The 24276-nt window shown below is 68.6% G+C and carries 17 protein-coding genes; 11 read left to right on the top strand and 6 right to left on the bottom strand.

From position 1 onward, the window contains the following. Positions 1–131: 131 nt before the first annotated feature. Positions 132–779, top strand: a complete 648-nt coding sequence (locus MCBMB27_RS23940) for a L,D-transpeptidase (RefSeq protein WP_043353755.1) — start codon at positions 132–134, stop codon at positions 777–779. A gap of 84 nt (positions 780–863) precedes the next feature. Here MCBMB27_RS23940 and MCBMB27_RS23935 read toward each other — a convergent pair whose 3' ends face one another. After that, the gene (locus MCBMB27_RS23935) at positions 864–1199 is read right to left on the bottom strand and encodes a hypothetical protein (RefSeq protein WP_051044905.1); all 336 of its coding nucleotides are present in this window, start codon (positions 1197–1199) and stop codon (positions 864–866) included. Between the two features lie 131 nt (positions 1200–1330). Beyond that, positions 1331–1819, bottom strand: a complete 489-nt coding sequence (locus MCBMB27_RS23930; protein ID WP_043353754.1) for a phasin — start codon at positions 1817–1819, stop codon at positions 1331–1333. Positions 1820–1935: 116 nt separating this feature from the next. Between MCBMB27_RS23930 and MCBMB27_RS23925 the strand changes: the two genes are divergently transcribed. The 5 genes from MCBMB27_RS23925 to MCBMB27_RS23905 all read left to right on the top strand — a co-directional run bounded on the left by MCBMB27_RS23925 (position 1936) and on the right by MCBMB27_RS23905 (position 10958). Further along, positions 1936–4596, top strand: coding sequence for a PAS domain-containing protein (locus tag MCBMB27_RS23925; RefSeq protein ID WP_236952800.1), 2661 nt, complete (start codon positions 1936–1938; stop codon positions 4594–4596). Positions 4597–4897: 301 nt separating this feature from the next. After that, positions 4898–6844 (top strand): acetate--CoA ligase, encoded by a 1947-nt coding sequence (gene acs / locus MCBMB27_RS23920; protein ID WP_043760494.1) that lies wholly within the window; start codon positions 4898–4900, stop codon positions 6842–6844. Positions 6845–6980: 136 nt separating this feature from the next. Further along, entirely contained in the window at positions 6981–7352 is a 372-nt protein-coding gene (locus MCBMB27_RS23915) for a DUF485 domain-containing protein (protein WP_043353744.1), read from the top strand. Next, entirely contained in the window at positions 7349–9031 is a 1683-nt protein-coding gene (locus tag MCBMB27_RS23910) for a cation acetate symporter (protein ID WP_043353743.1), read from the top strand. The genes MCBMB27_RS23915 and MCBMB27_RS23910 overlap by 4 nt, the downstream gene beginning before the upstream one ends. Before the next feature lie 292 nt (positions 9032–9323). Continuing rightward, a complete protein-coding gene (locus MCBMB27_RS23905) occupies positions 9324–10958 on the top strand; it encodes an MFS transporter (protein ID WP_052083781.1) in 1635 nt (544 codons plus the stop codon). A gap of 661 nt (positions 10959–11619) precedes the next feature. On the opposite strand, the gene MCBMB27_RS30650 is transcribed toward MCBMB27_RS23905, so the two are convergent. The 4 genes from MCBMB27_RS30650 to MCBMB27_RS23885 all read right to left on the bottom strand — a co-directional run bounded on the left by MCBMB27_RS30650 (position 11620) and on the right by MCBMB27_RS23885 (position 16936). Then, complete coding sequence (locus MCBMB27_RS30650; RefSeq protein WP_236952799.1) at positions 11620–12072, bottom strand: hypothetical protein; 453 nt, start codon at positions 12070–12072, stop codon at positions 11620–11622. A 179-nt stretch (positions 12073–12251) separates the two neighbouring features. Beyond that, positions 12252–13850: a bifunctional phosphoribosylaminoimidazolecarboxamide formyltransferase/IMP cyclohydrolase gene (purH, locus tag MCBMB27_RS23895; RefSeq protein ID WP_075381432.1), complete on the bottom strand. Its 1599-nt coding sequence runs from the start codon at positions 13848–13850 to the stop codon at positions 12252–12254. Between the two features lie 72 nt (positions 13851–13922). Then, on the bottom strand, positions 13923–15671 hold the full coding sequence (locus MCBMB27_RS23890; RefSeq protein WP_043353729.1) for a heparinase II/III family protein: 1749 nt from the start codon (positions 15669–15671) through the stop codon (positions 13923–13925). Positions 15672–15997: 326 nt separating this feature from the next. Next, positions 15998–16936: a metal ABC transporter solute-binding protein, Zn/Mn family gene (locus tag MCBMB27_RS23885; RefSeq protein ID WP_083683691.1), complete on the bottom strand. Its 939-nt coding sequence runs from the start codon at positions 16934–16936 to the stop codon at positions 15998–16000. A 164-nt stretch (positions 16937–17100) separates the two neighbouring features. On the opposite strand from MCBMB27_RS23885, the gene MCBMB27_RS23880 reads away from it, so the two are divergent. From MCBMB27_RS23880 to oxlT, 5 genes are all read left to right on the top strand, one after another. After that, positions 17101–17634, top strand: coding sequence for a Spy/CpxP family protein refolding chaperone (locus tag MCBMB27_RS23880; protein WP_075382086.1), 534 nt, complete (start codon positions 17101–17103; stop codon positions 17632–17634). Between the two features lie 93 nt (positions 17635–17727). After that, a complete protein-coding gene (locus tag MCBMB27_RS23875; RefSeq protein ID WP_075381430.1) occupies positions 17728–19488 on the top strand; it encodes an ABC transporter ATP-binding protein in 1761 nt (586 codons plus the stop codon). A 91-nt stretch (positions 19489–19579) separates the two neighbouring features. Continuing rightward, complete coding sequence (locus MCBMB27_RS23870; protein WP_043353724.1) at positions 19580–20668, top strand: branched-chain amino acid aminotransferase; 1089 nt, start codon at positions 19580–19582, stop codon at positions 20666–20668. Between the two features lie 243 nt (positions 20669–20911). Beyond that, on the top strand, positions 20912–22720 hold the full coding sequence (locus MCBMB27_RS23865; RefSeq protein WP_075381429.1) for a DEAD/DEAH box helicase family protein: 1809 nt from the start codon (positions 20912–20914) through the stop codon (positions 22718–22720). A gap of 134 nt (positions 22721–22854) precedes the next feature. Then, positions 22855–24141 (top strand): oxalate/formate MFS antiporter, encoded by a 1287-nt coding sequence (gene oxlT / locus MCBMB27_RS23860; RefSeq protein ID WP_075381428.1) that lies wholly within the window; start codon positions 22855–22857, stop codon positions 24139–24141. Positions 24142–24276 lie beyond the last annotated feature (135 nt).

Genomic DNA, 24276 nt, shown 5'->3' with positions numbered 1-24276 from the left:
AGCCGCGGCGCACCGCACGGTCGAGCGGCCCTGCGTATTCCGCCCAACAGCAAATTCATGGCGGATGTGTGGAACTGCCTGCCTATGCTCACGCTTGTAAAGGCAAAGGTTATCGCACAGGCAGGCCACTCATGAAGACCTCGGTCACCGCACTCGGCGCGCTCCTCGGCGTGGCTGTTCTTGCCGCAACGCCAGCCCTCGCCGCTTCGTCGTACGATCCCTTCGGTACGGACGGCTCCGACGAGTACTACTCGGATCAGGGACAGTACGGTTACCAGGGCACTTACGCCCCGGGCTATGGTCAGGGCGTGCAGGCGGCGCCGCAGGCGCAGGTCCAGCCGATCCCCCGTGAGGTCGTGGCGTTCAACGCGCCCTACGCGCCCGGCACCATCGTGGTCTCCACCGCCGAGCGCCGCCTGTACTTCGTTCTGGGCGATGGTCAGGCGATCCGCTACGGCGTCGGCGTCGGTCGCCCGGGCTTCAGCTGGAGCGGCACCAACAAGATCACCGCCAAGCGCGAGTGGCCGTCGTGGACGCCCCCGAAGGCCATGATCGCCCGCCGTCCCGACCTGCCGCGCTACATGGCCGGCGGCATCGAGAACCCGCTCGGCGCCCGTGCCATGTATATCGGCAGCACCGAGTATCGCATCCACGGCTCCAACGAGCCGGACACGATCGGTCAGGCGGTGTCGTCGGGCTGCATCCGGATGACCAATGACGACGTCACCGATCTCTACGAGCGTGTGAAGGTCGGCGCCAAGGTCGTCGTTCTGAACTAAGTTCGATCCGGCGGGACCATCCTCGCCGGACCCCGACCCCACGAGACCGGCCGCGCCACCCATCCGTGTGCGCGGCCCGTTCCGTTACGGGACGACGCGCCCGACAGCGGTCTGCGGCGGGCTGAACGAGGCGATCGGCATGTCGCAGAAGCAGCGCACGCCGAGGGGCCGCGGGCCGGGCAGAGGACACGAGAACGGCTTCGGTCCGGTGATGCCCTGCTGGACCGCATCGCAGTTGTAACCGACGGGGGCGCGCTGCGCCCGGCGGGGGACAGGCCGGTATTCGCCGTCGTAACCCGGATCGTCGTAATATTGGGCCCGCGCCGCGCCGGCCGGCAACGCGGCCGCGAGCGCCAGCGCGGCGATCGCGAGCCGGAACGGACCACGCAGGCCGGATCGGCCCGAAACAGTAAGGCGCATCCCTGATTCCTTCGCTCGGCGCGGACTCAACGCGTCCGCCCGGCGGCTCTCGGCGGCAATACCGGCGAAAACGAGACGACCCGCCCCCGGAGCCCGGGAACGGGTCGCAGCCCCGTTGATCGGTGCAGGCCTCAGTGCGTCGCGCGCTCGGCGGCGTCCTGGGCGTCCTGGGCCGTCTGCTTGGCGGCGTCCTGGCCCTGCTCCATGGCCTTGCGGGCCTCGTCGGCCCCCTGCTGCATCGCCGACTTGGCACGCTCGGCGCCCTGCTGCATCGCGCTCTGCGCGAGACCGCTGAACTCCTTGGCCTGCGCCTGGATGGCGGCGAACTGGCTGCGCACGAACTCAGCCTGGTGCTGCATGGCCTCCTGAACGTCCTTGGCGCGAACCAGCTTCTGGGCGAGATCGAAGGCCGCGTTCACGTTCTGCTCGGCATACTCGAAGCCGCGCGAGGAGACGTCCAGCGCGTTGGATCGGGCCATTTCGGCCGAACCCTGCACGGTATCGGCCGTGCGGCGGGCCGCGCCGATGAAGCTGTCGAAGGCCTTGCGGGCCTGCTCGACGCTCTTCTCAGCAAAGTCACGCATCTCGGCCGGGACTTCGTAATTCGGGGGGTTGCTCATTCTACGTCTCCTCTCTTGATTGCTCTGTGGATGGCGCTTTGTGCGGTGCACAATATCTGATTCGCCGCCTTATGCCACCCACGCCCATGGCGTTAAGGTTGCCATGACGTAAACGTGTGACGGTTGCGCCCAGAGTCCAGCGTCGCGGCGCAAGGGAGTTTACAATAGGGCTACGGTCACGGGCGTTTCTCGGGCAAAGCGAGCCCATGGAACGTGACGGATCGCGTTTGGGTTCGAGGTCGCGGGCTTTGGAGACGACAGTGACACCGATGGCCGGTGCAGCCCAGCCCGGGCTGGCGACTGCCTTCGCGGCCTGGGCGCGCGTGCCGGCCCTGGCCGCCACGCTCGGCGCTCGGGACACCGTGCATTTCGTGGTCGACCCGTCGGCGGGGCAGATCCTGTACGCGTCCGATGCGGCGGCGCCCTTGGCCGACACCCTGACCGGCTCCGCGCTCGTCGGTTTGATCCGTCAGATTGTTGCCGCGACCGCAGGGGACGCCGCGCCCCGCCTCGCGCGCCTGCGCCTGGATGTCCGCCGCATCGCCCCCCCGGCACTGTGCTGGCTGGCGCGTGGAACTCAGGCGGACGGTCGTCCCGCCATCCTCGTGGTACCGACCACGCCCGTGACCGCCGCCCGCGCCCGGCCGGTCCGCCCCGTCGCGCCCCCGGCGAGCGCAAGCGCGCCGCCGGCGCATCCGCAGGCGACGCCATCCTCGATGGGGCGGGACAACCGCTTCTTGTGGCGCATCGATGCCGCGGGTGTCCTGACCACCCTCACCGGGCCGGAGGCCCTCGCGGGCCTCGTGGGGCAGCGGTGGCAGGACATGGCGGCGACAGGCCTCCTGTCCGAAGCCGACTCGGTGCTGACGGCCCTGCGCGACCGGCGAACCTTCCGCGGCGAATCGGCGGTGCTCGATGCCGGCACCGGGCCGTTCCGGGTCGATCTCTCCGGCGCCCCTCTGGGGCGGGGCGATGCGGCGTTCTCCGGCTTCGGCGGGTTCGGCCTGATCCGGAGCGCGCCGAACGTGATTAAGGTCGCCGAGCCCGCGGCGTCGACGCCGGAATCTTCGGTTTCGGCACCCGCGTCGCCTATCCCCGCGCCCGTCGAAGTCGAAAGGCCGGTCGCGCCTGCGCCGGATCTCATCGCGACACCGCTCTCGACTGATGAGCATGCCGCCTTCCGGGAAATCGCCCGGGCGCTGGGCGCACGCTATGCCGGCGATGAGGTCGATCCTGAATCAGGGGCGCCGAAGGCCGAGAGCGGCGCGGTGATGCCGTTCCCCGCGCCGCAGACCAATCCGGTGGAACTGCCCGTGGTCTCCGAGGAGGCCAGCACGGAAACCGACGGGGCCAGTGTCGAGCAGCCCGTCGATGTGGCCGCTCCTCCGCAGGCCGACCTTCTCGCGGGTCTGCCGCTGCCGACGCTGATCCACCACAACGGCACCATCGTCGCCGCCAATCGCGGCTTTCTGGATCTGACAGGCCATCCCGACCTGCCGAGCCTCGCCCGCACCGGGCTCTCCGGACTTCTCCCGGGTCTGCCGCCTTCGGACGCGCTTGGCGATGCGCTTGGCAACACGCTTGGCGACGCGGCACGCCGGACCACGGTGAAGTCGGTCGAGGGCCATACGCGTCCGGTGGAACTTCTGAGCGGCGCCTTCAGCTGGGCAGGCGCCGCTGCGACGTGCCTGATCGCACGCCCGGTCGATGAGGCTGATGTCGCTGATGCGCTCACCGCCGAGCGCCTCGCCCGCGCCGCCCAGACGGAACGGACGGCCCGTGCCGAGGCGGCCCTAGACGCACTGGAGATCGGGGTCGTCACCGTCGACGGGGCCGGCCGCATCGTCGCGTTGAACCACGCCGCGGCCGGCCTGTTCGGATGCGATCCGCGCGAGGTCGTCGGCGGCAGTTTCGTCAGCCTGTTCGACCGTCAGAGCGTCCTGACGATCGCCGATGCCCTGCGCGGGGCGGCCCCGGAGCGGCGCTCCATTGTCCTGGCCGGCAAGCCGATGTCGCTCGCCGTCGCGGGGCCTCTTGGACGACGGGTGGTCACGCTCGACCATGCCGGTCGCGCGGCGCCCGGAGAGGCGGGCGCAGCCAGTCGCCCGGAAACCGTGCCGGGCGGCGGAGAGGCCTTGAGCCGGCTTGACGGCGCCGTGCGCGGCCCCGTCACCGGGATGATCGATCTGGCAAACGCGATGCTGAAGGAGCCCTTCGGGCCCCTCGGCGACACGCGCTACTGGGACTGCCTGGCGGAGATCAAAGCGTCGGGCGAGACGATCCTGGAACGGGTCGGCAAGCTTCTGGATCTTGCCGCAGTCGAGGCCGGTTCGCTGCGCCTCGAACCCCGCGCTCTCGACCTCAACGACGTCGTGGCGGGTTGCGTCGCCCGCCTTCAGGGCGAGGCAGCGCGGGGCCGGGTCGTCATGCGGACGAGCTTCTCCACCGATCTCGGCGACTTGGAAGCCGACGAGCGCTCGGTCAGCCGCGCGGCCAGCCTCGTCATCGAGAACGCGATCCGACGCTCCGCCGCCGGAAGCCAGATCATCGTTTCTACCGGGTCGGCAGAACGGGCGGCCGTTGCCCTGCGGGTGCGCGGTACCGGCGCCGGGCCTGCTCCGCGGGTGGAAGACCCGAAGGAATCCGTCGAGGACGGGCTGGCACTGCCGCGTGCCCTGGTGGAGGCCAACGGCGGCCGCCTCCAGCTCTCCGCACGCCCGGAAGACGGCACGCTCGTGGAAATCATCATGCCGACGCGACGGATGGCGAACGGATAGGTCCCTGGCCGATCGAGGGCCGACGCGTCCCCGAAAGCGCGCCCCTGTACCGGCCATCGTCCGGGGGCGGAAACAGAGGACGGCGGGTGATCGTTCGCCAGGCTCCCCGCGCTTGACAGCGCAGCATCGAAGCCTCAATCAGCTCTTACATTGTGCCCAATTTATTTACGGGACTTGATCTGAGCGCGCGCGAAACCGCGATCATATCTTCATCGTAAATTGTAGGCTACATTACTTTGGAAGTCCTGGCTGCGCGGCCGCCACCGCGATACGATCGGGCACCAATCAGGGATGGAACGCCATGCAAGGCAAGGTCATCGAGGTGAAGGACGCGTGGCGTGAGGGCGCTCACGTCGACGATTCCAAGTATCAAGAGATGTATGCGGCGTCCGTCGCCGATCCGAATGCGTTCTGGGCCGAGCACGGCAAGCGCATCGACTGGATGACGCCGTTCTCCACCGTGAAAAACACCAGCTTCGAGCCCGGCAAGGTCTCGATCAAGTGGTTCGAAGACGGCAAGACCAACGTCGCCCATAACTGCATCGACCGTCATCTGGAGACCCGCGGCGACCAGACCGCGATCATCTGGGAAGGCGACAATCCCGACGAGTCGAAGCACATCACTTACCGGGAGCTGCACGCGCAGGTCTGCCGGATGGCCAACGTCCTGCGTAACCGCGGCGTCGGCAAGGGCGATCGGGTCACGCTCTACATGCCGATGATCCCGGAGGCCGCCTACGCGATGCTCGCCTGCGCGCGGCTCGGGGCGATCCACGCCATCGTGTTCGGCGGCTTCTCCCCCGACTCGCTGGCGTCGCGCATCCAGGGGTGCGGCTCCAAGCTGGTGATCACCGCCGACGAGGGCCTGCGCGGCGGCCGCAAGGTGCCGCTGAAGGCCAATGTCGACGAAGCGATCAAGCGGCTCGACGCGGATCTCGTCGACCACGTGATCGTCGTGCGCCGCACAGGCGGCAGCGTCGCCATGGAGGCGGGCCGGGACGTCTATTACGACGAGGCCGCCGAGCAGGTGACCGACGAGTGCCCCGCCGTGGCGGTGGAGGCCGAGCATCCGCTCTTCATCCTGTATACCTCCGGCTCGACCGGTCAGCCGAAGGGCGTGGTGCACACCACGGGCGGCTACCTCGTCTACGCGTCGATGACGCATGAATACGTCTTCGATTACCGCGAGGGCGACGTGTACTGGTGCACCGCCGATGTCGGCTGGGTCACCGGCCACAGCTACATCGTGTACGGGCCGCTCGCCAACGGCGCGACGACGCTGATGTTCGAGGGCATCCCGACCTATCCGTCGACGTCCCGCTTCTGGGAAGTGATCGACAAGCACAAGGTGAACATCTTCTACACGGCGCCCACCGCCATCCGCTCGCTGATGGGCGGCGGCGAGGGGCCGGTGAAGAAGACCTCGCGGGCTTCGCTGCGCGTGCTCGGCTCCGTCGGCGAGCCGATCAACCCGGAAGCCTGGGAATGGTACTACAACGTCGTCGGCGACAAGCGCTGTTCGATCGTCGACACGTGGTGGCAGACCGAGACCGGCGGCATCTTGATCACCCCGCTGCCGGGCGCCACCGCACTCAAGCCCGGCTCGGCAACCCGGCCGTTCTTCGGCGTGACGCCCGAGATGGTCGATGCCGAGGGCAAGGTTCTGGAAGGGGCCTGCGAGGGCAATCTCTGCATCGCCGATTCCTGGCCGGGCCAGATGCGCACGGTCTACGGCGACCACGAGCGGTTCGAGCAGACCTACTTCTCGACCTATCCGGGCAAGTACTTCACCGGCGACGGCGCCCGGCGCGATGCGGATGGCTATTACTGGATCACCGGACGCGTTGACGACGTCATCAACGTCTCTGGCCATCGCATGGGCACCGCAGAGGTCGAATCCTCGCTGGTCGCCCACCCGAAGGTCGCCGAGGCGGCGGTCGTGGGCTACCCGCACAACGTGAAGGGCCAGGGCATCTACGCCTACGTGACCCTCAACGACGGCGAGGAGGGCGACGACGCCCTGCGCAAGGAGCTCGTGACCTGGGTCCGCAAGGATATCGGGCCGATCGCCTCTCCGGACCTGATCCAGTTCGCGCCGGGCCTGCCCAAGACCCGCTCGGGCAAGATCATGCGCCGGATCCTGCGCAAGATTGCCGAGGACGATTTCAGCTCGCTCGGAGACACCTCGACTCTGGCCGAGCCGGCCGTGGTCGACGACCTGATCGAGAACCGGCAGAACCGGGCCTGATCGCATCCGCGCCGCGGCCATAGCGGCGCGGGTTCGGACCGGGACGGGTGCCGGGGCGGCGCCCGTCTCCAACAAGAACCACGAACTTCAACGCGATGAACCGGGGGGCCAGAGTGCCCTCGCGGGAGGAAAAGCCATGAGCGGCACGACACTCGGCCTTCGAGGGCGCACGGCGCCCCCGGGAACACGCGCACTCGGAACGGAGGTCGATCCGCAGGTCGAGCGGATTGTCCGGACACCCGAATTCCAGCAACTCGTCCATGAGCGCACCCGCTTCGCCTGGACGCTGACCATCCTGATGCTGGTGGTCTATTTCGGCTTCATCGGGCTCATCGCCTTCGACAAGTCGCTGCTCGCCGTGAAGGTTGGCGGCACCGCCTCCCTCGGACTGTTCGCGGGCGTCTTCGTGATCCTGTTCGCTTTCGCGCTGACCGGCGTCTACGTGGCCCGGGCCAACACGCGTTTCGACGCGCTGAGCGCCGCCCTCAAGCGGAGCGTCGCCCGATGAACCGGCTCCTCCTCGGCCTGACGCTCGGCACGATCGCCGCCAGCGCGGCCTATGCCGCCGGCCCGGATCTCGGGGCCGTGCAGCAATCGGTCACGAACTGGCCGGCCATCCTGATGTTCCTGTTCTTCGTGCTGCTGACGCTCGGGATCACCTACAAGGCCGCGAAGGGCACGAAGTCCGCCGCCGACTTCTACGCGGCGGGCGGCGGCATCTCGGCGGGGACCAACTCCCTGGCGATTGCCGGCGATTACATGTCGGCCGCCTCGTTCCTCGGCATCTCCGGCCTCGTCTACACCTCGGGCTTCGACGGGCTGATCTATTCCACGGGCTTCCTGGTCGGCTGGCCGATCGTGCTGTTCCTGATCGCGGAGCGCCTGCGCAACCTCGGCAAGTTCACCTTCGCGGACGTGGCGAGCTTCCGCCTCGACCAGACGTCGATCCGCATCATCTCGGCGGTGGGCACCCTCGTGGTGGTGGCGTTCTACCTGATCGCCCAGATGGTCGGCGCCGGGAAGCTGATCCAGCTCCTGTTCGGCCTGCCCTATCTCTACGCGGTGATCATCGTCGGCGTCCTGATGATCGTCTACGTCGCCTTCGGCGGCATGAAGGCGACCACCTGGGTGCAGGTGATCAAGGCCTGCCTGCTCCTCGGCGGCGCGACCTTCATGGCGGGCGCAGTGCTGTTGAAATACGGCTTCAACCCCGAGATGCTGTTCGCGAACGCCGTGCAGGTTCACCCGAAGGGCGACGCCATCATGGCGCCGGGCGGACTCGTGTCGAACCCGGTGGAGGCGATCTCCCTCGGCGTCGGCCTGATGTTCGGCACCGCCGGCCTGCCGCACATCCTGATGCGGTTCTTCACGGTCTCGGACGCGCAGGCCGCGCGCAAGTCGGTGTTCTACGCCACCGGCCTGATCGGCTACTTCTACATTCTCACCTTCATCATCGGCTTCGGCGGCATCGCCCTGCTGATGTCCGATCCGGTCTACTTCAAGCTCGGCGCGGCCGGGACCTTCGACAAGCTGAAGGACATGATCGGCGGCACCAACATGGTGGCGGTGAACCTCGCCAACGCCGTGGGCGGCCCGTACTTCCTCGGCTTCATCTCCGCCGTGGCCTTCGCGACCATCCTGGCCGTGGTGGCGGGCCTGACGCTCGCCGGCGCCTCGGCGATCAGCCACGACCTCTACGCCCAGGTGATCGCCCGCGGGCGCACCACCGAGAAGCACGAGGTCAACCTGTCGAAGATCTCGGCGGTGGTGATCGGCATCGTGGCGATCTACCTCGGCTACGTGTTCGAGAACCAGAACGTCGCCTTCATGGTGGGCCTGGCCTTCGCGGTGGCGGCGAGCTGCAACTTCCCGGTGCTGGCCATGTCGATCCTGTGGCGCGGCACCACCACCTGGGGTGCGCTGGCCGGCGGCCTCGTCGGCCTGCTCGCCGCGGTGATCATGGTGGTGCTGTCGAAAGCCGTGTGGGTGACGACGCTGGGCAACCCGGCCCCGCTCTTCCCCTACGACAACCCGGCTTTGTTCTCGATGCCGTTGGCCTTCGCGACGATCTGGGTCGTGTCGCTCATGGACAAGTCCCGCCGGGCCCAGCGCGAGCGGGCCGCCTTCGAGGCGCAGTATGTGCGCTCCGAGACGGGCATTGGGGCGTCCGGCGCCCACGCGCACTGACCTCAACCAGACGCGTCGGACAGGCGGAGGGCGCGGCGCGAGCCGCGCCCTTCGTCGTTCCGGTGACAACTCGGTGCGCACCTGTGTTGATGAGGCTCTTCACAATCGCTTTACCGGTTGACCCGCAACGCCCTTGAGATAACGCATAGGTGATCTGCGCTTTGCGCAGGGCCGCCCGGGAGCGGGCCGGGAAAGGGCGATCCCATCGTCGGGCCGCCCATATGCGTTTGGGAGGACGTGTCTTATGGCTGTGGCAACCGCGATCCCGCGGGCCGGAGACGCCGCGAGGCCGATGACTTCGGCCGAGAAGCGGGTGATCTTCGCGTCCTCGCTCGGTACTGTGTTCGAGTGGTACGATTTCTATCTGTACGGCTCTCTGGCGGCGATCATCGGCGCGCAGTTCTTTTCTGCCTATCCGCCCGCCACGCGCGACATCTTCGCGTTGCTCGCCTTCGCGGCCGGCTTCATCGTCCGTCCGTTCGGCGCCCTGGTCTTCGGCCGCATCGGTGATCTCGTCGGACGCAAATACACGTTCCTGATCACGATCCTGATCATGGGCCTGTCGACCTTCATCGTCGGCATCCTGCCCAACGCGGCCACCATCGGCATCGCGGCTCCGATCATCCTGATCGTCCTGCGCCTCGCCCAGGGCCTCGCCCTCGGCGGCGAGTATGGCGGCGCCGCCACCTACGTCGCCGAGCACGCCCCTAACGGCCGGCGCGGGTTCTATACGAGCTGGATCCAGACGACCGCGACCCTGGGCCTGTTCCTGTCGCTCCTCGTGATCCTCGCGACCCGGACCTTCACCGGCGAGGCCGCCTTCGCCGAGTGGGGCTGGCGCATCCCGTTCCTGGTCTCGGTGCTGCTGCTCGGCATCTCGGTCTGGATCCGCCTCCAGCTGTCGGAATCTCCGGCCTTTCAGCGGATGAAGGACGAGGGCAAGACCTCGAAGGCACCGCTCACCGAGGCCTTCGGCCAATGGCGCAATGCGAAGTTCGCGATCATCGCCCTGTTCGGCCTCGTCGCCGGTCAGGGTGTGGTCTGGTACACGGGCCAGTTCTACGCGCTGTTCTTCCTGCAATCGATTCTCAAGGTCGACGGCTATACCGCCAACCTGCTGATCGCGTGGTCGCTGCTCCTCGGCACCGGCTTCTTCGTGGTCTTCGGCTGGCTGTCCGACAAGATCGGCCGCAAGGTCATCATCCTGGCGGGCTGCGCCATCGCGGCGGCGACGTTCTTCCCGATCTTCAAGGGCATCACCTCCACGGCCAACCCGAAGCTCGAGGCGGCGATCGAGAACGTGAAGGTGACGGTGACGGCCGATCCGGCCGCCTGCGGAAACCTGTTCAACCCGGTCGGAACCCGGGTGTTCACCGCGCCCTGTGACCTCGCCCGCGACTTCCTGTCGAAGTCGTCGGTGCGCTACACCACTGCTGCCGGGGCGGCCGGACAGCCCACGACCATCCGGGTCAACGATACGGAGATCCCCTATCCGCAGGGGGGCAACGTCGAGGCCAACAAGGCCACGACCGCGGCACTCCAGGCCGCGGGCTACCCGAAGGCGGGTGATCCTGAGATCGTCAAGATGTCGAATCCGTTCGACATCTTCCGGCCGCAGGTCGCGCAGGTGATTGGCCTGCTGTTCATCCTCGTGCTCTTCGTCACGATGGTCTACGGCCCGATCGCCGCCATGCTGGTGGAGTTGTTCCCGACCCGGATCCGGTACACCTCGATGTCGCTGCCCTACCATATCGGCAACGGCTGGTTCGGCGGCCTGCTGCCGGCGACCGCCTTCGCCATGGTGGCCCAGACCGGCGATATCTATTTCGGCCTCTGGTACCCGATCGTCATCGCGGTCGCGACCGTGATCATCGGCATCCTCTTCGTGCCGGAGACCAAGGATCGCGACATCTTCGCGGATACCTGAGCGGCGCAAACCGGCCAAACGAACCACGCGTCGACGACGCCCAGGCAGTTCCCACTGCCTGGGCGTTTCCATTTCCACAGAGCTGTCCGCGCCCCTTCGGGCAGAGGGCCGCCGGGCACAGACCCGTGCCGGGTCGTGGCCGCAAGGTGGGCCGGGCCTTCTCGCCTTGTGTCGAACCCGCAACGCGTCGGCGGAATCGCGATCCGTGCGGTCTGTCACGGATTGCGTTGCGGCGGATCCTATACAGAGGTCTCAAGTATCGACGGCAGACGGAACCACCACCGTCGAAACGGCGGGCCGACACGGAATGTCCTGATTTCTGACCATCACGTTGGAAGCAGTCAATGACTGCAACTTTCAGTCCGTTTCTCGGCCAATGCCGGTCGTCCAACAAACCTGCCGGCCGCCGGAAACTGTCCGAAATTTAATCTTTCGCCGATCGCCCCGGCGGAACCTTAGCGGCACAAGGCCGTATAAGGTTCCCCTACGATCCAGGGCCCCTGGGATTTCCATCGTGAACGATGTCGTGCCACATTTGCGCCGTCAGCCTCATCGGAAGCTGCATCTTCTACTTCTAATTATCTGGATGGCCGTGGCTCTGGGCTTGTGGGCGCTGATCAACACCCTCGCCGGGCGGCTGGTTTGGTGGTGGTGACGCTGGTTACAGCCCGCGATTGTTCTCGGGATAGTCGGTGAGATAGGCGCCGAGCAGATATCCCGCCTGATGGGCCGTCAGGTATCCCAGCATAATCAGAACGTGCAGCAGGTCGAGGCCGTAAACGGACATGAAAATGGTCATCGCAGCGAACATGACCACCGATGAGGTCATGGCGATGATCATCACCGAATAGGAGCGGCCGATCAGCGCTCCCACGAGAAACAACAGCGCTGCGACCACCATCTCGTCACCCAACCCGGATTCGTTCCAGGAAGTTCTTCTCACGAGCTTCCGGCGCACATCTGGGCAATGATGGCGTGCAGCCGAGAAAATATCAACCCGCTCCGCAGATGCCACCCATATTCGCAAAGGTGGGGGTATTTGTTCGGCAATAATGCTCAAAAAATAGCATTCGGCGTTACGGGACATCCATTGCTGAGCTTCGGCCCAGGCCACGCTTGTTCACGGCAATGCTGAGAGACATCGCAGCCCGAACAAAAATCGCCGCGACCGCCCCAATCCGTGCGGATCGTTAACGGAAGCGCGGCGGCGCCGCGCGACGGACAGGCCTTTCGGCGATGCTGGGGCACGGAGGCACGGGAGCGTCACGTCGTGACCCTCCCGACTCCGCCCGATCAATGCCGGAAGTGACGGTGGCCGGTGAGGACCATGGCCAGGCCGGCCGCATCGGCGGCCGCGATGACGTCCGCATCGCGCATCGAACCGCCGGGCTGGATCACCGCCGTCGCGCCCGCTTCGGCAGCCGCCATCAGCCCGTCCGCGAACGGGAAGAACGCGTCCGACGCCACCACCGAGCCGACCGCCAGGCTCTGGGACAGCCCGAGGCGCTTCGCACCCTCGGCGGCCTTCCAGGCGGCGATGCGCGAGGAATCGACCCGGGACATCTGACCCGCGCCGATTCCCACCGTCGCGCCGGCCTTGGCGTACACGATGGCGTTCGACTTCACGTGCTTGGCCACCCGATAGGCAAACCGGAGATCGGCCAGTTCGGCCTCGCTCGGCGCCCGCTTGGTGACGACCTTGAGCGGCATGTCGTCGACGACCACCGCATCCCGGCTCTGGACCAGCAGACCGCCGGCGAGCGTCCGCACGGTCTCGCCGGGGGCCCGCGGGTCAGGCAGTCCGCCGGCCAGAAGCAGGCGCAGGTTCTTCTTGCCCGCGACGATGGCCGCGGCCTCGGGCGTGGCATCCGGGGCGATGATCACCTCGGTGAAAATCTCGACGATCCTGCTGGCCGCCTTGGCGTCGAGCGTCCGGTTGAGAGCGACGATGCCGCCGAAGGCCGAGGTCGGGTCACAGCTCAGAGCCCGCTCGTAGGCTTCGAGCAGGCTGGTGCCTTCCGCGACGCCGCACGGATTGGCATGCTTGATGATCGCCACGGCGGCGGTCCGGGCCGGATCGAACTCGGCCACGCACTCGTAGGCGGCGTCCGTGTCGTTGAAGTTGTTGTAGGACAGCTCCTTGCCCTGGAGCTGCCGGGCGGTGGCCACACCCGAGCGGACCTTGCCGGGCGCGCGGTAGAAGGCGGCCGCCTGATGAGGGTTCTCGCCGTAGCGCAGCGCCTGACCGAGGGTGCCGCCGAAGGCGCGGAACTGGGCCGGCGCATCCGTGCCGAAGCGGCCGGCCATCCAGTTGGCGATGGCGGCATCGTAGGCCGCGGTGCGGGCAAAGGCCTTCTGCGCCAGGCTCCGGCGCATTTCCGCGCCCAGGGCGCCGTCATGCGCCTCCAGTGCGGCCAGCACGCCGGCATAATCCGACACGTCGGTGACCACGGCCACATCCGCGTGGTTCTTGGCCGCTGCGCGGATCATGGCCGGGCCGCCGACATCGATGTTCTCGATGCAGTCGGCATCCGACCGGTCGGCCGCGATGGTGGCCTCGAACGGGTACAGGTTGACCACCAGCAGATCGATGGCGCCGATCCCATGGGCGGCGAGCGCGGCCTGATGCTCCGGGTTGTCGCGGATGGCGAGCAATCCACCGTGAACCGCCGGGTGCAGCGTCTTCACCCGGCCGTCCATCATCTCCGGAAAGCCCGTGAGATCGGCCACCTCGGTGACAGGCAGGCCGGCCTCCTGCAGGGCACGATGCGTGCCCCCGGTTGAGACCAGCGCGATGCCGCGGGCGTGGAGCGCCCGGGCAAAGTCGACGAGGCCGGTCTTGTCCGAGACCGAGAGGAGCGCGCGGGAGACCCGCACCTGATCGTGCGCCATAGCTTCGTGCCGAAAGTTCGAGATTTTCCGGCGCGGTAGCATGGAAACGGTGAGCCCGGCCAGCCGGCTCCCTCAGGGTGCCACCCCGCGCAGCGGTGCGGACGCCTGACGCTCGAAGCTCCAGCGGACCTCCACGTCCTCGGAGACGCGCAGGTGCAGCACGATCTGGTCGGTGCGGCGCGGCCCCGTCAGGCCCGAGAAGTAGACGCTCTCCTCGATGGCGATCTCGGCGTTCTCGGCGCGGAACACCCAGACCTCGCCGAGCGCCGAGGCGAGTTCAAGCCCGTCCGGGATGCCGCGCACCGCGATGCCGGGATGGAGATGGAAGCGGATCGCCACATCCTGCGGGCGCAACCGCCGCCCCCGGCTTTGCGCCTTGCCCTGGCGCAGGAAGGCGTCGCGGCCCTCCAGCCGCACCGACGCGTGGAACAGCTGCCAGCGGCGCTCGTGCACGATACCGAAATCGGGCGCGTAGCCGTTGTGCCGGGCCGCGAGGACGACGCTGTCGGCCTCCTCGGCGCGCTCGGCGGCCACCGCCGAGGGCCCGCTCAGCACCACGGGCCCGCGCCGGCGAATCAGCCAATCGGCCAGGAGCCGTTCGCCCCACCACCCGGTACGGGTGAGGAACCGGCACGACGAGCTGTGGGCGACCGAGGCCGTGGAGTGGGCCGGCGTCGAACGGGCGAGGAGGCGCAGATCCGCCCCGCTGGCCGGCAGGCCGCAATTGACCACGATGCGCTGGGGGCCGCTCGACATCTCGAAGGCGAGGCAGCCGGCACCGGCATTCACCGAGTAGGGCAGCGGCGGGCACGCGCCGACATCGGCCACGATCACGACCCTGCCGCCTTCCAGGCGCTCGTAGCCCGAGTTCGGCGCGTGCATCAGCGGCCGGGCGAGCGCGCCGTCGTAGACCAGCAGGGTCGCGAGGTGATCCGCATCCGTGGCGCCCATGCCGTTGAAGTGGCTCAGCGAGGCGTCCGGGTGGCGCAGGAGTCGCAGCAGCGGCAACATCCGGTCGACGGCCCGCAACAGCGCCATCGGCGGCTCGACGCTGCGGCTGAGGTAGCTCTGGCGCAGGGGCAGGAGGTCGAGGAGCAGATCCATGGCGAAGCGCGGGTCGCGGGACCGGTGGCCACCATCGGTCAGGATCTGGCGGTCGAGCTCCCGTGTCAGAATCCGGGTCGCTCGACGCAGGATCGGCTGAATGCCGTCGCAGCACAGGCCGGCGTAACAGAGCGCCACGGCGGCGTTCAGGCGCCATTGCGGTGGCACGCCCCGCCGCAGATCGCGCTCGAGTTGCTGCGCGTTGCGTCCGATCGCCTTGAGGAAGTTCTGGTAAAAGCCGTGATCGGCCCCCTCCAGCACGAGGGGCGACTGGCACAGGAACGAGATCAACCGGCGGGCCGCCACCGGCGTCTGCCGGGCGAGCGCCGCGTCCCCCCGGCCCGCGATGAAATCGGCCACGAAGGCGCGGGCATTGGCCCTGGCGAGGGCGGTGTCGGCGGCGCGCAGGTGGCGCAGCCAGCCGAAGCCGTAGAGTTCATCAGCCCATTCCGGCGACGGCGCCGCGTAGTCGAAGGGTGAGCCGCCGCTCGCCGCGAGCGACCGGCCCGCGAAGACGAACAGCCCGGCATAGATGTCGTCCGCAAAGGTCGCGTCCGAGGTCCGCAGGTCCTGCGGGGCGATCACCAGTCCGGTCACCCGCATCCGGGCGAGGATGTCGGGCGGTGCTGTGACGCTGGCTCCGGCCGCGCGGCCCGCGCGTGCAGCCTCGCGCGCGACGAGCCGATAGAAGCGCCAGCGGTCAGGCCCCCAAGCCACGCGATCTCCGAGCTGCGCGTTTTCACAAGGCCCCAAGGCCTTGAGCCCTCGCGTACGAGGATCGGCTGGCACCCGTTTCGTAAGGCTAGTGGGGGCCTCTTAACCGGCGGTTTACGCTATGTCATGCCCGACGCCGTGAAGGCGACAGAGGACGGCACCGCCAGTCGTGGCGGCTCGTGATCCGGGCAGGATCGGCGCAGCCGCAGAGCACGTCGTCGGGATGGAAGGTCGATCCCGTCCTGTCGGAGCCGGCATCCGGCCATGACACGGGCCAGCCCTCGGCGGAGCGGCTGCAGCGCAGTCGATCCCGCGCCGGTCGGATCGGGTCACTTCGGCATGAGCGCGGCGTCGAACGCCGCCAGGTTCGACCGCATCAGGTCGAGATAGGTCGCTGCCGGACCGTCCGCCCCGGAGAGCGCGTCGGAATACACCTTCCCGCCGATGCGGGCGCCGCTCTCGCGGGCGATCTGCTCCATCTGGCGCGGGTCGCTGATGTTCTCCAGAAACACCGCGGGTACGCGCTCGCGGCGAATCTGGCGGATGATCGACGCCACGTCCCGCGGGCTCGCCTCGCTGTCGGTGGAGACGCCCTGCGGCGCGATGAAGCGCAAGCCGTAGGCCGCCGCAAAATAGCCGAAGGCATCGTGGGTCGTGATGATCTGCCGCCGCTCCGGCGGGATTTGGAGGATCGCTGCCCGGACGTCCCGCTCCAGGGCATCGAGCTTGGCGAGGTAGCCGGCCGCGGCCTCCTGATAGGCGGCGGCATGGGCCGGATCGACCTTCACGAGGCCGTCCCGGATGTTCGCCACGTAGATCCGAACGTTGGCGATGCTCTGCCAGGCATGCGGATCGAAGGCGTGCTCACCGTGTCCGTGACCGCCCTCCCCGTGGACATGCTCGTCCTGCGCCGGGATCGGCGACACGCCCGTCGAGACGGTCACCACTGGGGCGCGCGTGCCGGAGGCGCGGATCAGCCGGTCGAGCCAGCCCTCCAGCCCGAGGCCGTTGACGAACACGATATCGGCCTCGGCGAGCTTGCGCGCGTCGGCTGGCGACGGGCTGAAGCCGTGAACGTCGGAATCGGGTCCGACCAGGGTGGTCACCGTCACGGACGCACCGCCGATCTGCCGGACGAGGTCGCCCAGGATCGAGAAGCTCGCAACCGCCCGGATCGGGACGGTCTGCGTGGTGGCCACCGCCGGCACCCCAAGTCCGAGCCAGACGGACAGGACCGCGAGCGCCGCGATCCGGAATGTTGTTGCCACGCCCCGCACCGTTCCACCTTCCCGCGCCTTCGGTCGCACCTGCCACTAATGTAACATTGTTACATACACAAGCGGGATACATGCCCGGTCCCCAATGCGCGGCGTCGGACGCGTCGCGCCCCGTGGGTTCCGACGCTGTCCGGAGCGTCAAGATGGAGGATTCCATGTCCCGCCGTTTGAGAGCGAGCATCCTGGTAACAGGGGCCCTCGGCCTGGGTGTCGCCAGCGCGGCCGTTGCGCACGACCATGGACCCGACGGCTTCCGCGGTCACGGGCGCTGGAGTGCGCTCACGCCCGAGGATCGGGCGGCCTTCACGGATGCCCGCATCGCCGCCCTGCATGCCGGCCTGAAGCTCAACCCCGACCAGGAGAAGCTGTGGCCGCCCGTGGAAGCTGCAATCCGTGACATGGCCAAGATGCGCCAGCAGCGCCGCGAGGCGATGCGCGACCGCCCCAAGTTCAGCGACGATGCCCCAGCGGCCCTTCGGGCGATGGCAGATGCCGCGACGGCACGCGGAGAGGCCCTGCGCAAGCTGGCCGACGCGTCCCAGCCGCTCTACGCCAGCCTCGATCAAGACCAGAAGCGGCGCGCAACGATCCTCGCCCGGCCTATGGGCGGGCATGGTCACGGCGGCTGGCATCGCGGCCGGGAGGGCAACCGGGAGGGCGGCCGCGGCCCGGACGGCGACGACCGCTGAGTCAAAGGCCTTGATCCGCGGCGATGGCGGCGGCACACCGCTGCCGCCGCGCATCCTGCCCGAGGCCGGCGCTGATCCGACCTGGTAGGTTTCATGGCGCGCCTCCGCGGCGACACGGCTCCCCTCCTCGCGCGCCTCTGGCGCACCTGGCTGTACTCGCACCGGGCCACCCTTGCCGTGGTGCTGGTGCTGATCGCGCTGGTGGGCGCCTCGACCGGCCTCTACCCGGCGCTGATCAAGGCCGCCTTCGACGCCTTCGACCGCAAGGATGCGGCGGCCATCGCCTACGGGCCGCTGGTGGTGATCGTCGTCACCGCCACGCGCGGCTTCGCGCTCTATGGCCAGACCGTTCTGACGAACAGGGTGGTCACCCGGGTCGAGGCCGACATGCAGGCGGCGCTCTACGGGCACCTGATCGAGTCCGATCTCGCCCAGCTCGGCCGCGAGAGCCCGGCGGCGCTGACCCAGCGCTTCACCACCGATTTCGCCTTCATCAAGGAAGCGCTGACCCGCATCTCGACGGTGCTCCTGCGCGACATCGCCATGCTGATCGGCCTCGTGGGGGCGCTGATCTGGATGGATCCGGTGCTGACTCTGGTGGCCGGCGTCACGGTGCCGTTCGTGGCCGGACCGATCGGGCGGATCGGGAAGAAGCTCAGGCGGGTCTCGACCTCGACGCAGGAGCAGATGGGCGCCACCGCCAGCCTCATTTCCGAAAGCCTCCAGGGGGTCCGGGTCGCCAAGACCTACGCCATGGAGGCCTACCTCAAGGGCCGCGCCGCGCAGGCCCTCGACGAGGTGCGCCGCCTCAAGATGAAAGCCGCCAATGCCCGCGGGCGTCTCGACCCGCTCCTGGAGATCGGGGGCGGCATCGCGGTGGCGGGGGTGCTCGTACTGGTCGGGCAGCGGGTGCTGGCGGGGGAGAAGACGGTGGGCGACTTCACCGGCTACGTGGCGGCGCTGCTGCTCGCCGCGCAGCCGGCCCGGGCGCTGGGGAACCTCAACGCCATCCTGCAGGAGGCGGCCGCCGCCCTCAGGCGCTACTTCGACGTGATGGACGAGGCGCCCGAGATACGCGAGGCGCCCGACGCGCGGCCGCTCACCGTGTCCGCCGGGACGATCCGCTTCGACGGCGTGCGGTTCCGCTACCGGCCGGATGCGCCGGCCCTGGAGGGGATCGATCTGACGGTCCCGGCGGGCTCGGTCACGGCCCTGGTCGGACGCTCAGGCTCCGGGAAATCCTCGCTGCTCAACCTCGTCCCGCGGCTCTACGACGTGACCGAAGGCCGCGTGACCATCGACGGACAGGACGTCCGCGCGGTGACCCTCGCGTCCCTGCGCGCGGCGGTGGCGGTGGTGTCGCAGGAGGTGGTCCTGTTCGACGACACGATCGCGCGGAATATCGGCTTCGGCCGGCCCGGGGCGTCGCCTGCGGAGATCCAGGCGGCCGCCCGCGCCGCCGCGGCCCACGACTTCGTCGCGGCCCTCCCGGAGGGCTACGACTTCCGTGTCGGGCCCGGCGGCGGCCGACTGTCCGGCGGCGAGCGGCAGCGGGTGGCGCTGGCGCGCGCCTTCCTGAAGGACGCGCCGATCCTGCTCCTCGACGAGGCGACCTCCGCCCTCGATTCCGAATCGGAGCGTCTGGTCCAGGAGGCGCTGACCCGGCTGATGCGGGGCCGCACCACCCTGGTGATCGCCCATCGCCTCTCGACGGTGCGCGACGCCGATCAGATCGCCGTGATGGAATCGGGCCGCGTGATCGAGACCGGACGGCACGACGCCCTGCTCGCGGCCGGCGGCGCCTATGCACGCTTGCACCGGCTCCAGCTGTCGGAGCCCGCGACCGCCGAATAACGCGCATGTGCGGTGACACCGTCATGCGCCGGCTCCGTAGATTCGCGCGCCGGAGCGCGCCATAAGGGCCTCAGTCGATAAGGACCAGACCGTGAGCGACCTAACGTTCGAGATCCAAAGTCATCCCGCCCCGCGGACCGCCGAGGAGCGGGCCGCGCTGATGGCGAATCCTGGCTTCGGCAAGGTGTTCACCGACCACATGGTGGTGGCGCGCTACACGGCCGGTCGCGGCTGGCACGATGCGCGGATCCAGGCCCGCGAGGCGATTCCCCTCGATCCCGCCTCCGCGGTGCTGCACTACGCGCAGGAGATCTTCGAGGGCCTCAAGGCCTACCGCACTGCCGATGGCGGCGCCGCCCTGTTCCGGCCCGACGCCAATGCGCGTCGCTTCCGGCACTCGGCCGAGCGCCTGGCGATCCCACCGTTTCCGGAGGATGCCTTCGTCGACGCGGTGCGCAAGCTCGTCGAGATCGACCGCGCCTGGATCCCCGACACGCCCGACGGTAGCCTCTATCTCCGGCCATTCATGATCGCCACCGAGGCGTTCCTGGGCGTCCGGCCGGCCTCCGAATACCTGTTCATCACCATCGCGTCGGCGGTGGGCTCGTACTTCAAGGACCCGAACAGCACCGTCACGGTCTGGGTTTCGGAGCATTACACGCGGGCCGCCCCGGGCGGCACCGGCGCGGCCAAGTGCGGGGGCAACTACGCGGCGAGCCTCGCCCCGCAATCCGAGGCCGCGGCCCAGGGCTGCGAGCAGGTCGTCTTCCTCGACGCGGTTGAGCGCCGCTACATCGAGGAACTCGGCGGCATGAACGTGTTCTTCGTCTTCGAGGACGGCACGCTGGTGACGCCGCCGCTCTCGGACAGCATCCTGCACGGCATCACCCGCGACTCGGTCATAACCCTGGCGCGGGAAGCCGGCCTGACCGTGAAGGAAGAGCCCTACACGATCGACGCGTGGCGCACCGACGTGCGGGAGGGCCGCCTGACCGAGGCCTTCGCCTGCGGGACCGCCGCGGTGATCACGCCGATCGGCACCGTGAAGGGCCGCGAGGAGAGCTTCACAATCGGCAACGGCAAGGCCGGGCCCGTGGCCCAGCGGCTGCGGAGCCTTCTGGTGGACATCCAGCGGGGCAACACCAATGACGCCCATGGCTGGTTCCAGAAGATCTTTTAAGGCGTCTCGCCAGTTCGAACTCATGCCACGGGGGTCGCGCAGGCTTGGCTCGCACCCTCGGCGCGGCACCCGCACGTGCAACCCATCCCCGCATCGTGTGATGGCGCAGCGCAACGGAGGCCTCGCAGGAGGCCTCCGGACGGCCGCGCGATCCCTGGACCGCGCCTGCGAGGCTGCTGCCCAGCATTTCAGGATAAGAGGGATCGATCGGACAGGCCGCGTCATGCCACGGCGGTTGCGCCCGTGACCGTCGCGGCGGGGCAGGCTCCCGATGCGGCCACCATCGGCCCGTGGAACCCCGGCGTCCGATCCGATCTGCCGTCCGCCTTCCTGCCGCTGGTGACCGTCTACCGGTCCGAGCACGTCGAGACGCCGCTGCGCGACGCCCTGGATCTGAGCGACCTCTGCGGGCTGCCGGCCCGCCAGCTCAGCCGGTTCCGGGCCCGCCGCCTCGTCGTCCACGAGGTGCTGATCCGCGTGATGTCGGACCTGTCCGTGCCGGTCGGTGCGGTCTATGCCGATCTCGGCGTGAACTTTCGGGCCATCGTGTCCACGATCCTGCGCGAAGGCATCGAGCCCCGCCTCAGTGAGATCGAAGCAGCCCTCGCCCAGATCCGCGCCGAGGCCGACGCGCTACTCGATCGTGAGGTCGCCGCCATCCTCGACGAGGCGCCGGCCCCGCCGCCGCCCGAGCCGCGCTGGCTCGATAGGCTCCTCGGACGCCGCCCCCCGGCGGTCGTGGCCCCGCGCGAGGATCTCGCGACCCGGTCCCTGCGCCATCTCGAGACTTGGCAGCGGCGCGCCGCCGAATCCGGCGACGGCCTGGAGATCGCCGCCTGCGAAGCCCTGCGCAGCGTGGTGTCCGGCCTCATCGCGCGGCAGAACACCTTGATCCGCGACGGATCCCTCATGCGGACCATCGCCGGTACGCTGGTCTCGAACGGCTACGGCAGCCGCCGCATCGGCGAGCTGATCGAGCCCTGGATCGCCGCAGTGGTGGAGGCGCATGGCTATCGCCGGCTGGCGCCGCAGGACTACCCGGTGGTGATGAACGTGAAAGGGGCCTCGGCCTCCGGCAAGAGCACGATCCGTCCCTACCAGCTCGGCCTCGCCAGACGTCTCGGCATGGCGTGGTCGGACTTCGCGGTGATCACACCCGACGTCTGGCGCAAGTACCTCCTCGACTACGACAGCCTGGGCGAGGCCTCCCGCTATGCCGGGACGCTGACGGGCTACGAGGTCGAGATCATCGACATGAAGCTCGACCGCTACGTCACCCGCAAGGCGGCCGAGCGGCGGATCTCGAACCTGCTCATCGACCGGTTTCGGTTCGACAGCTTTCAGGCCGAGGCCGGCTCTGACGGCGGCGGGCAATTGCTCACCCGGTTCGGCGACCGGGTCTACATGCAGTTCATGGTCACGCCCCCGGCCGACACCGTCGAGCGGGCATGGCAGCGGGGTGAGATGTTCGGCCGCTACAAGGCGGTGGAGGACCTGCTGGCGCACAACGTCGAGGCCTATACCGGCATGCCGCGCCTGTTCTTCAACTGGGCGCTCTCGCGCGACAAGCAGGTGGTCTGCGAGTTCCTCGACAACAGCGTGCCGCTGGGCGAGCGCCCGCGCACCATCGCGTTCTGGGCCGACGGGATCCTCAACATCCTCGACGTGAAAGGGCTGATCGACATCGATCGGTTTCGGAAGGTCGACATCTTCGCCCGCGGTCCCGAGGCGGTGTTCAACGGCGCCGACCTTTCGGCATCCGCCAACACCACCTTCCTGCGCGAATGCCTGCGCCGGATGGCGATCGTCCGCTTCGTTCAGGCCGAGACCGGCCGTGCCTTCCTGCGCCTCGATCGCGGACGGATCACCGCGCTGGATCCGGCCACCCTGGCGGCGGTGAAGGCGGGTCCGGACTGGGAGGCGGCCTGCGCGGTCATCGGCTTCCCGGCCGATCCGACCGCGATTCCCACGCTCGATGAAACGCTGCACCCAACCGACGCGCCGACGCTCGGTGCCTGGGGCCCAATTCCTCCGCCGGGGGAAACGGAATAATATCGCCGCCCTGACAGTTCATCCCGTCCGTCTCAGGCTGGTATATTGCATACCTAGAACGGATGTGCATGATCGTCGGTGCACGAGAGACGCCGCCACAGCAAGGCCGCGCCGCCCAAGAGAGAGGCTCAGGGATGGAACGCCAGGATTCGCCGTCGGCGAAATGGTGGCAGCTCGCCTTCGGCGTGATCTGCATGGCCATGATCGCCAACCTCCAATACGGTTGGACGTTGTTCGTGGACCCGATCGACCAGCGCTACCACTGGGGACGCGCGGCGATCCAGCTCGCCTTCACGCTGTTCGTCGCCACCGAGACCTGGCTGGTCCCGGTCGAGGCGTGGTTCGTCGACCGCTACGGCCCGAAGATCGTGGTCGCGTTCGGCGGCGTGATGATCGCCCTCGCCTGGACGATCAACGCCTACGCCGACAGCCTGGCGATGCTCTATCTCGGCGCCGTCATCGCCGGTATCGGTGCGGGCTCGGTCTACGGCACCTGCGTGGGCAACGCGCTCAAGTGGTTCCCGCATCGCCGCGGCCTCGCCGCCGGTGCCACCGCGGCCGGCTTCGGCGCGGGTGCCGCCATCACGGTGGTGCCGATCGCCCGCATGATCGCGTCGAGCGGTTACCAAGACGCCTTCCTGTATTTCGGCATCGGTCAGGGCGCCGTGGTCCTCGCGCTCGCCTTCCTGCTGCGCAAGCCGTCGACCAACTCGCCGGTCCAGCGCAAGAGCACCCGCCTGCCGCAGACCAAGGTCGACCGCAGCCCCCGCGAGGCGGTGCGCACCCCGGTCTTCTGGGTGATGTACGCCATGTTCGTGATGGTCGCCTCCGGCGGCCTGATGGCGGCGGCGCAGATCGCCCCGATCGCCCACGACTTCCAGGTGGCGGGCGTGCCGGTGAGCCTGTTCGGCCTCCAGATGGCGGCGCTGACGCTTGCGATCTCGCTCGACCGGATCTTCGACGGGTTCGGGCGGCCGTTCTTCGGCTACGTCTCCGACAACATCGGCCGCGAGAACACGATGTTCATCGCCTTCTCGACGGCGGCGCTGGCGGTGATCGTGCTGCTGACCTACGGTCACATCCCGATGGTCTTCGTGCTGGCCACCGCGGTGTATTTCGGGGTGTTCGGCGAGATCTACTCGCTGTTCCCGGCAACCTGCGGCGACACGTTCGGCTCCAAGTACGCCGCCAGCAATGCCGGCCTGCTCTACACCGCCAAGGGCACCGCGGCGTTCCTCGTGCCCTTCGCCAGCCTACTGTCGGCGGCCTACGGCTGGTCGGCGGTGTTCACGCTGATCATCGTGCTCAACGTGACGGCGGCGGCGATGGCGATGTTCATCCTGCGCCCGATGCGGGCCCGCTACCTCGCCGCGGAGGAGCATCCCGCGGCGCTCGGCGCCCATCCGATCCGGGCGGCCTGAGCGGCCCCCGCCCCACGACGTCGCCCGAGCGACGCCCAGCCTTCACGGATCTCCCGCCCTCCCCTCCTCCGGGAGCGTGGGGGATCCCCCGCCAGCCGGCGCCCAGAGCCGCCCGTACCGATACCGATCCTCCGG

It is taken from the genome of Methylobacterium phyllosphaerae, from assembly GCF_001936175.1.
GTDB classification, from domain to species: Bacteria; Pseudomonadota; Alphaproteobacteria; order Rhizobiales; family Beijerinckiaceae; genus Methylobacterium; species Methylobacterium fujisawaense.
The sequence above is the reverse complement of the archived record's forward strand: the minus strand, read 5'-3'. Positions and strand labels throughout refer to the sequence as shown.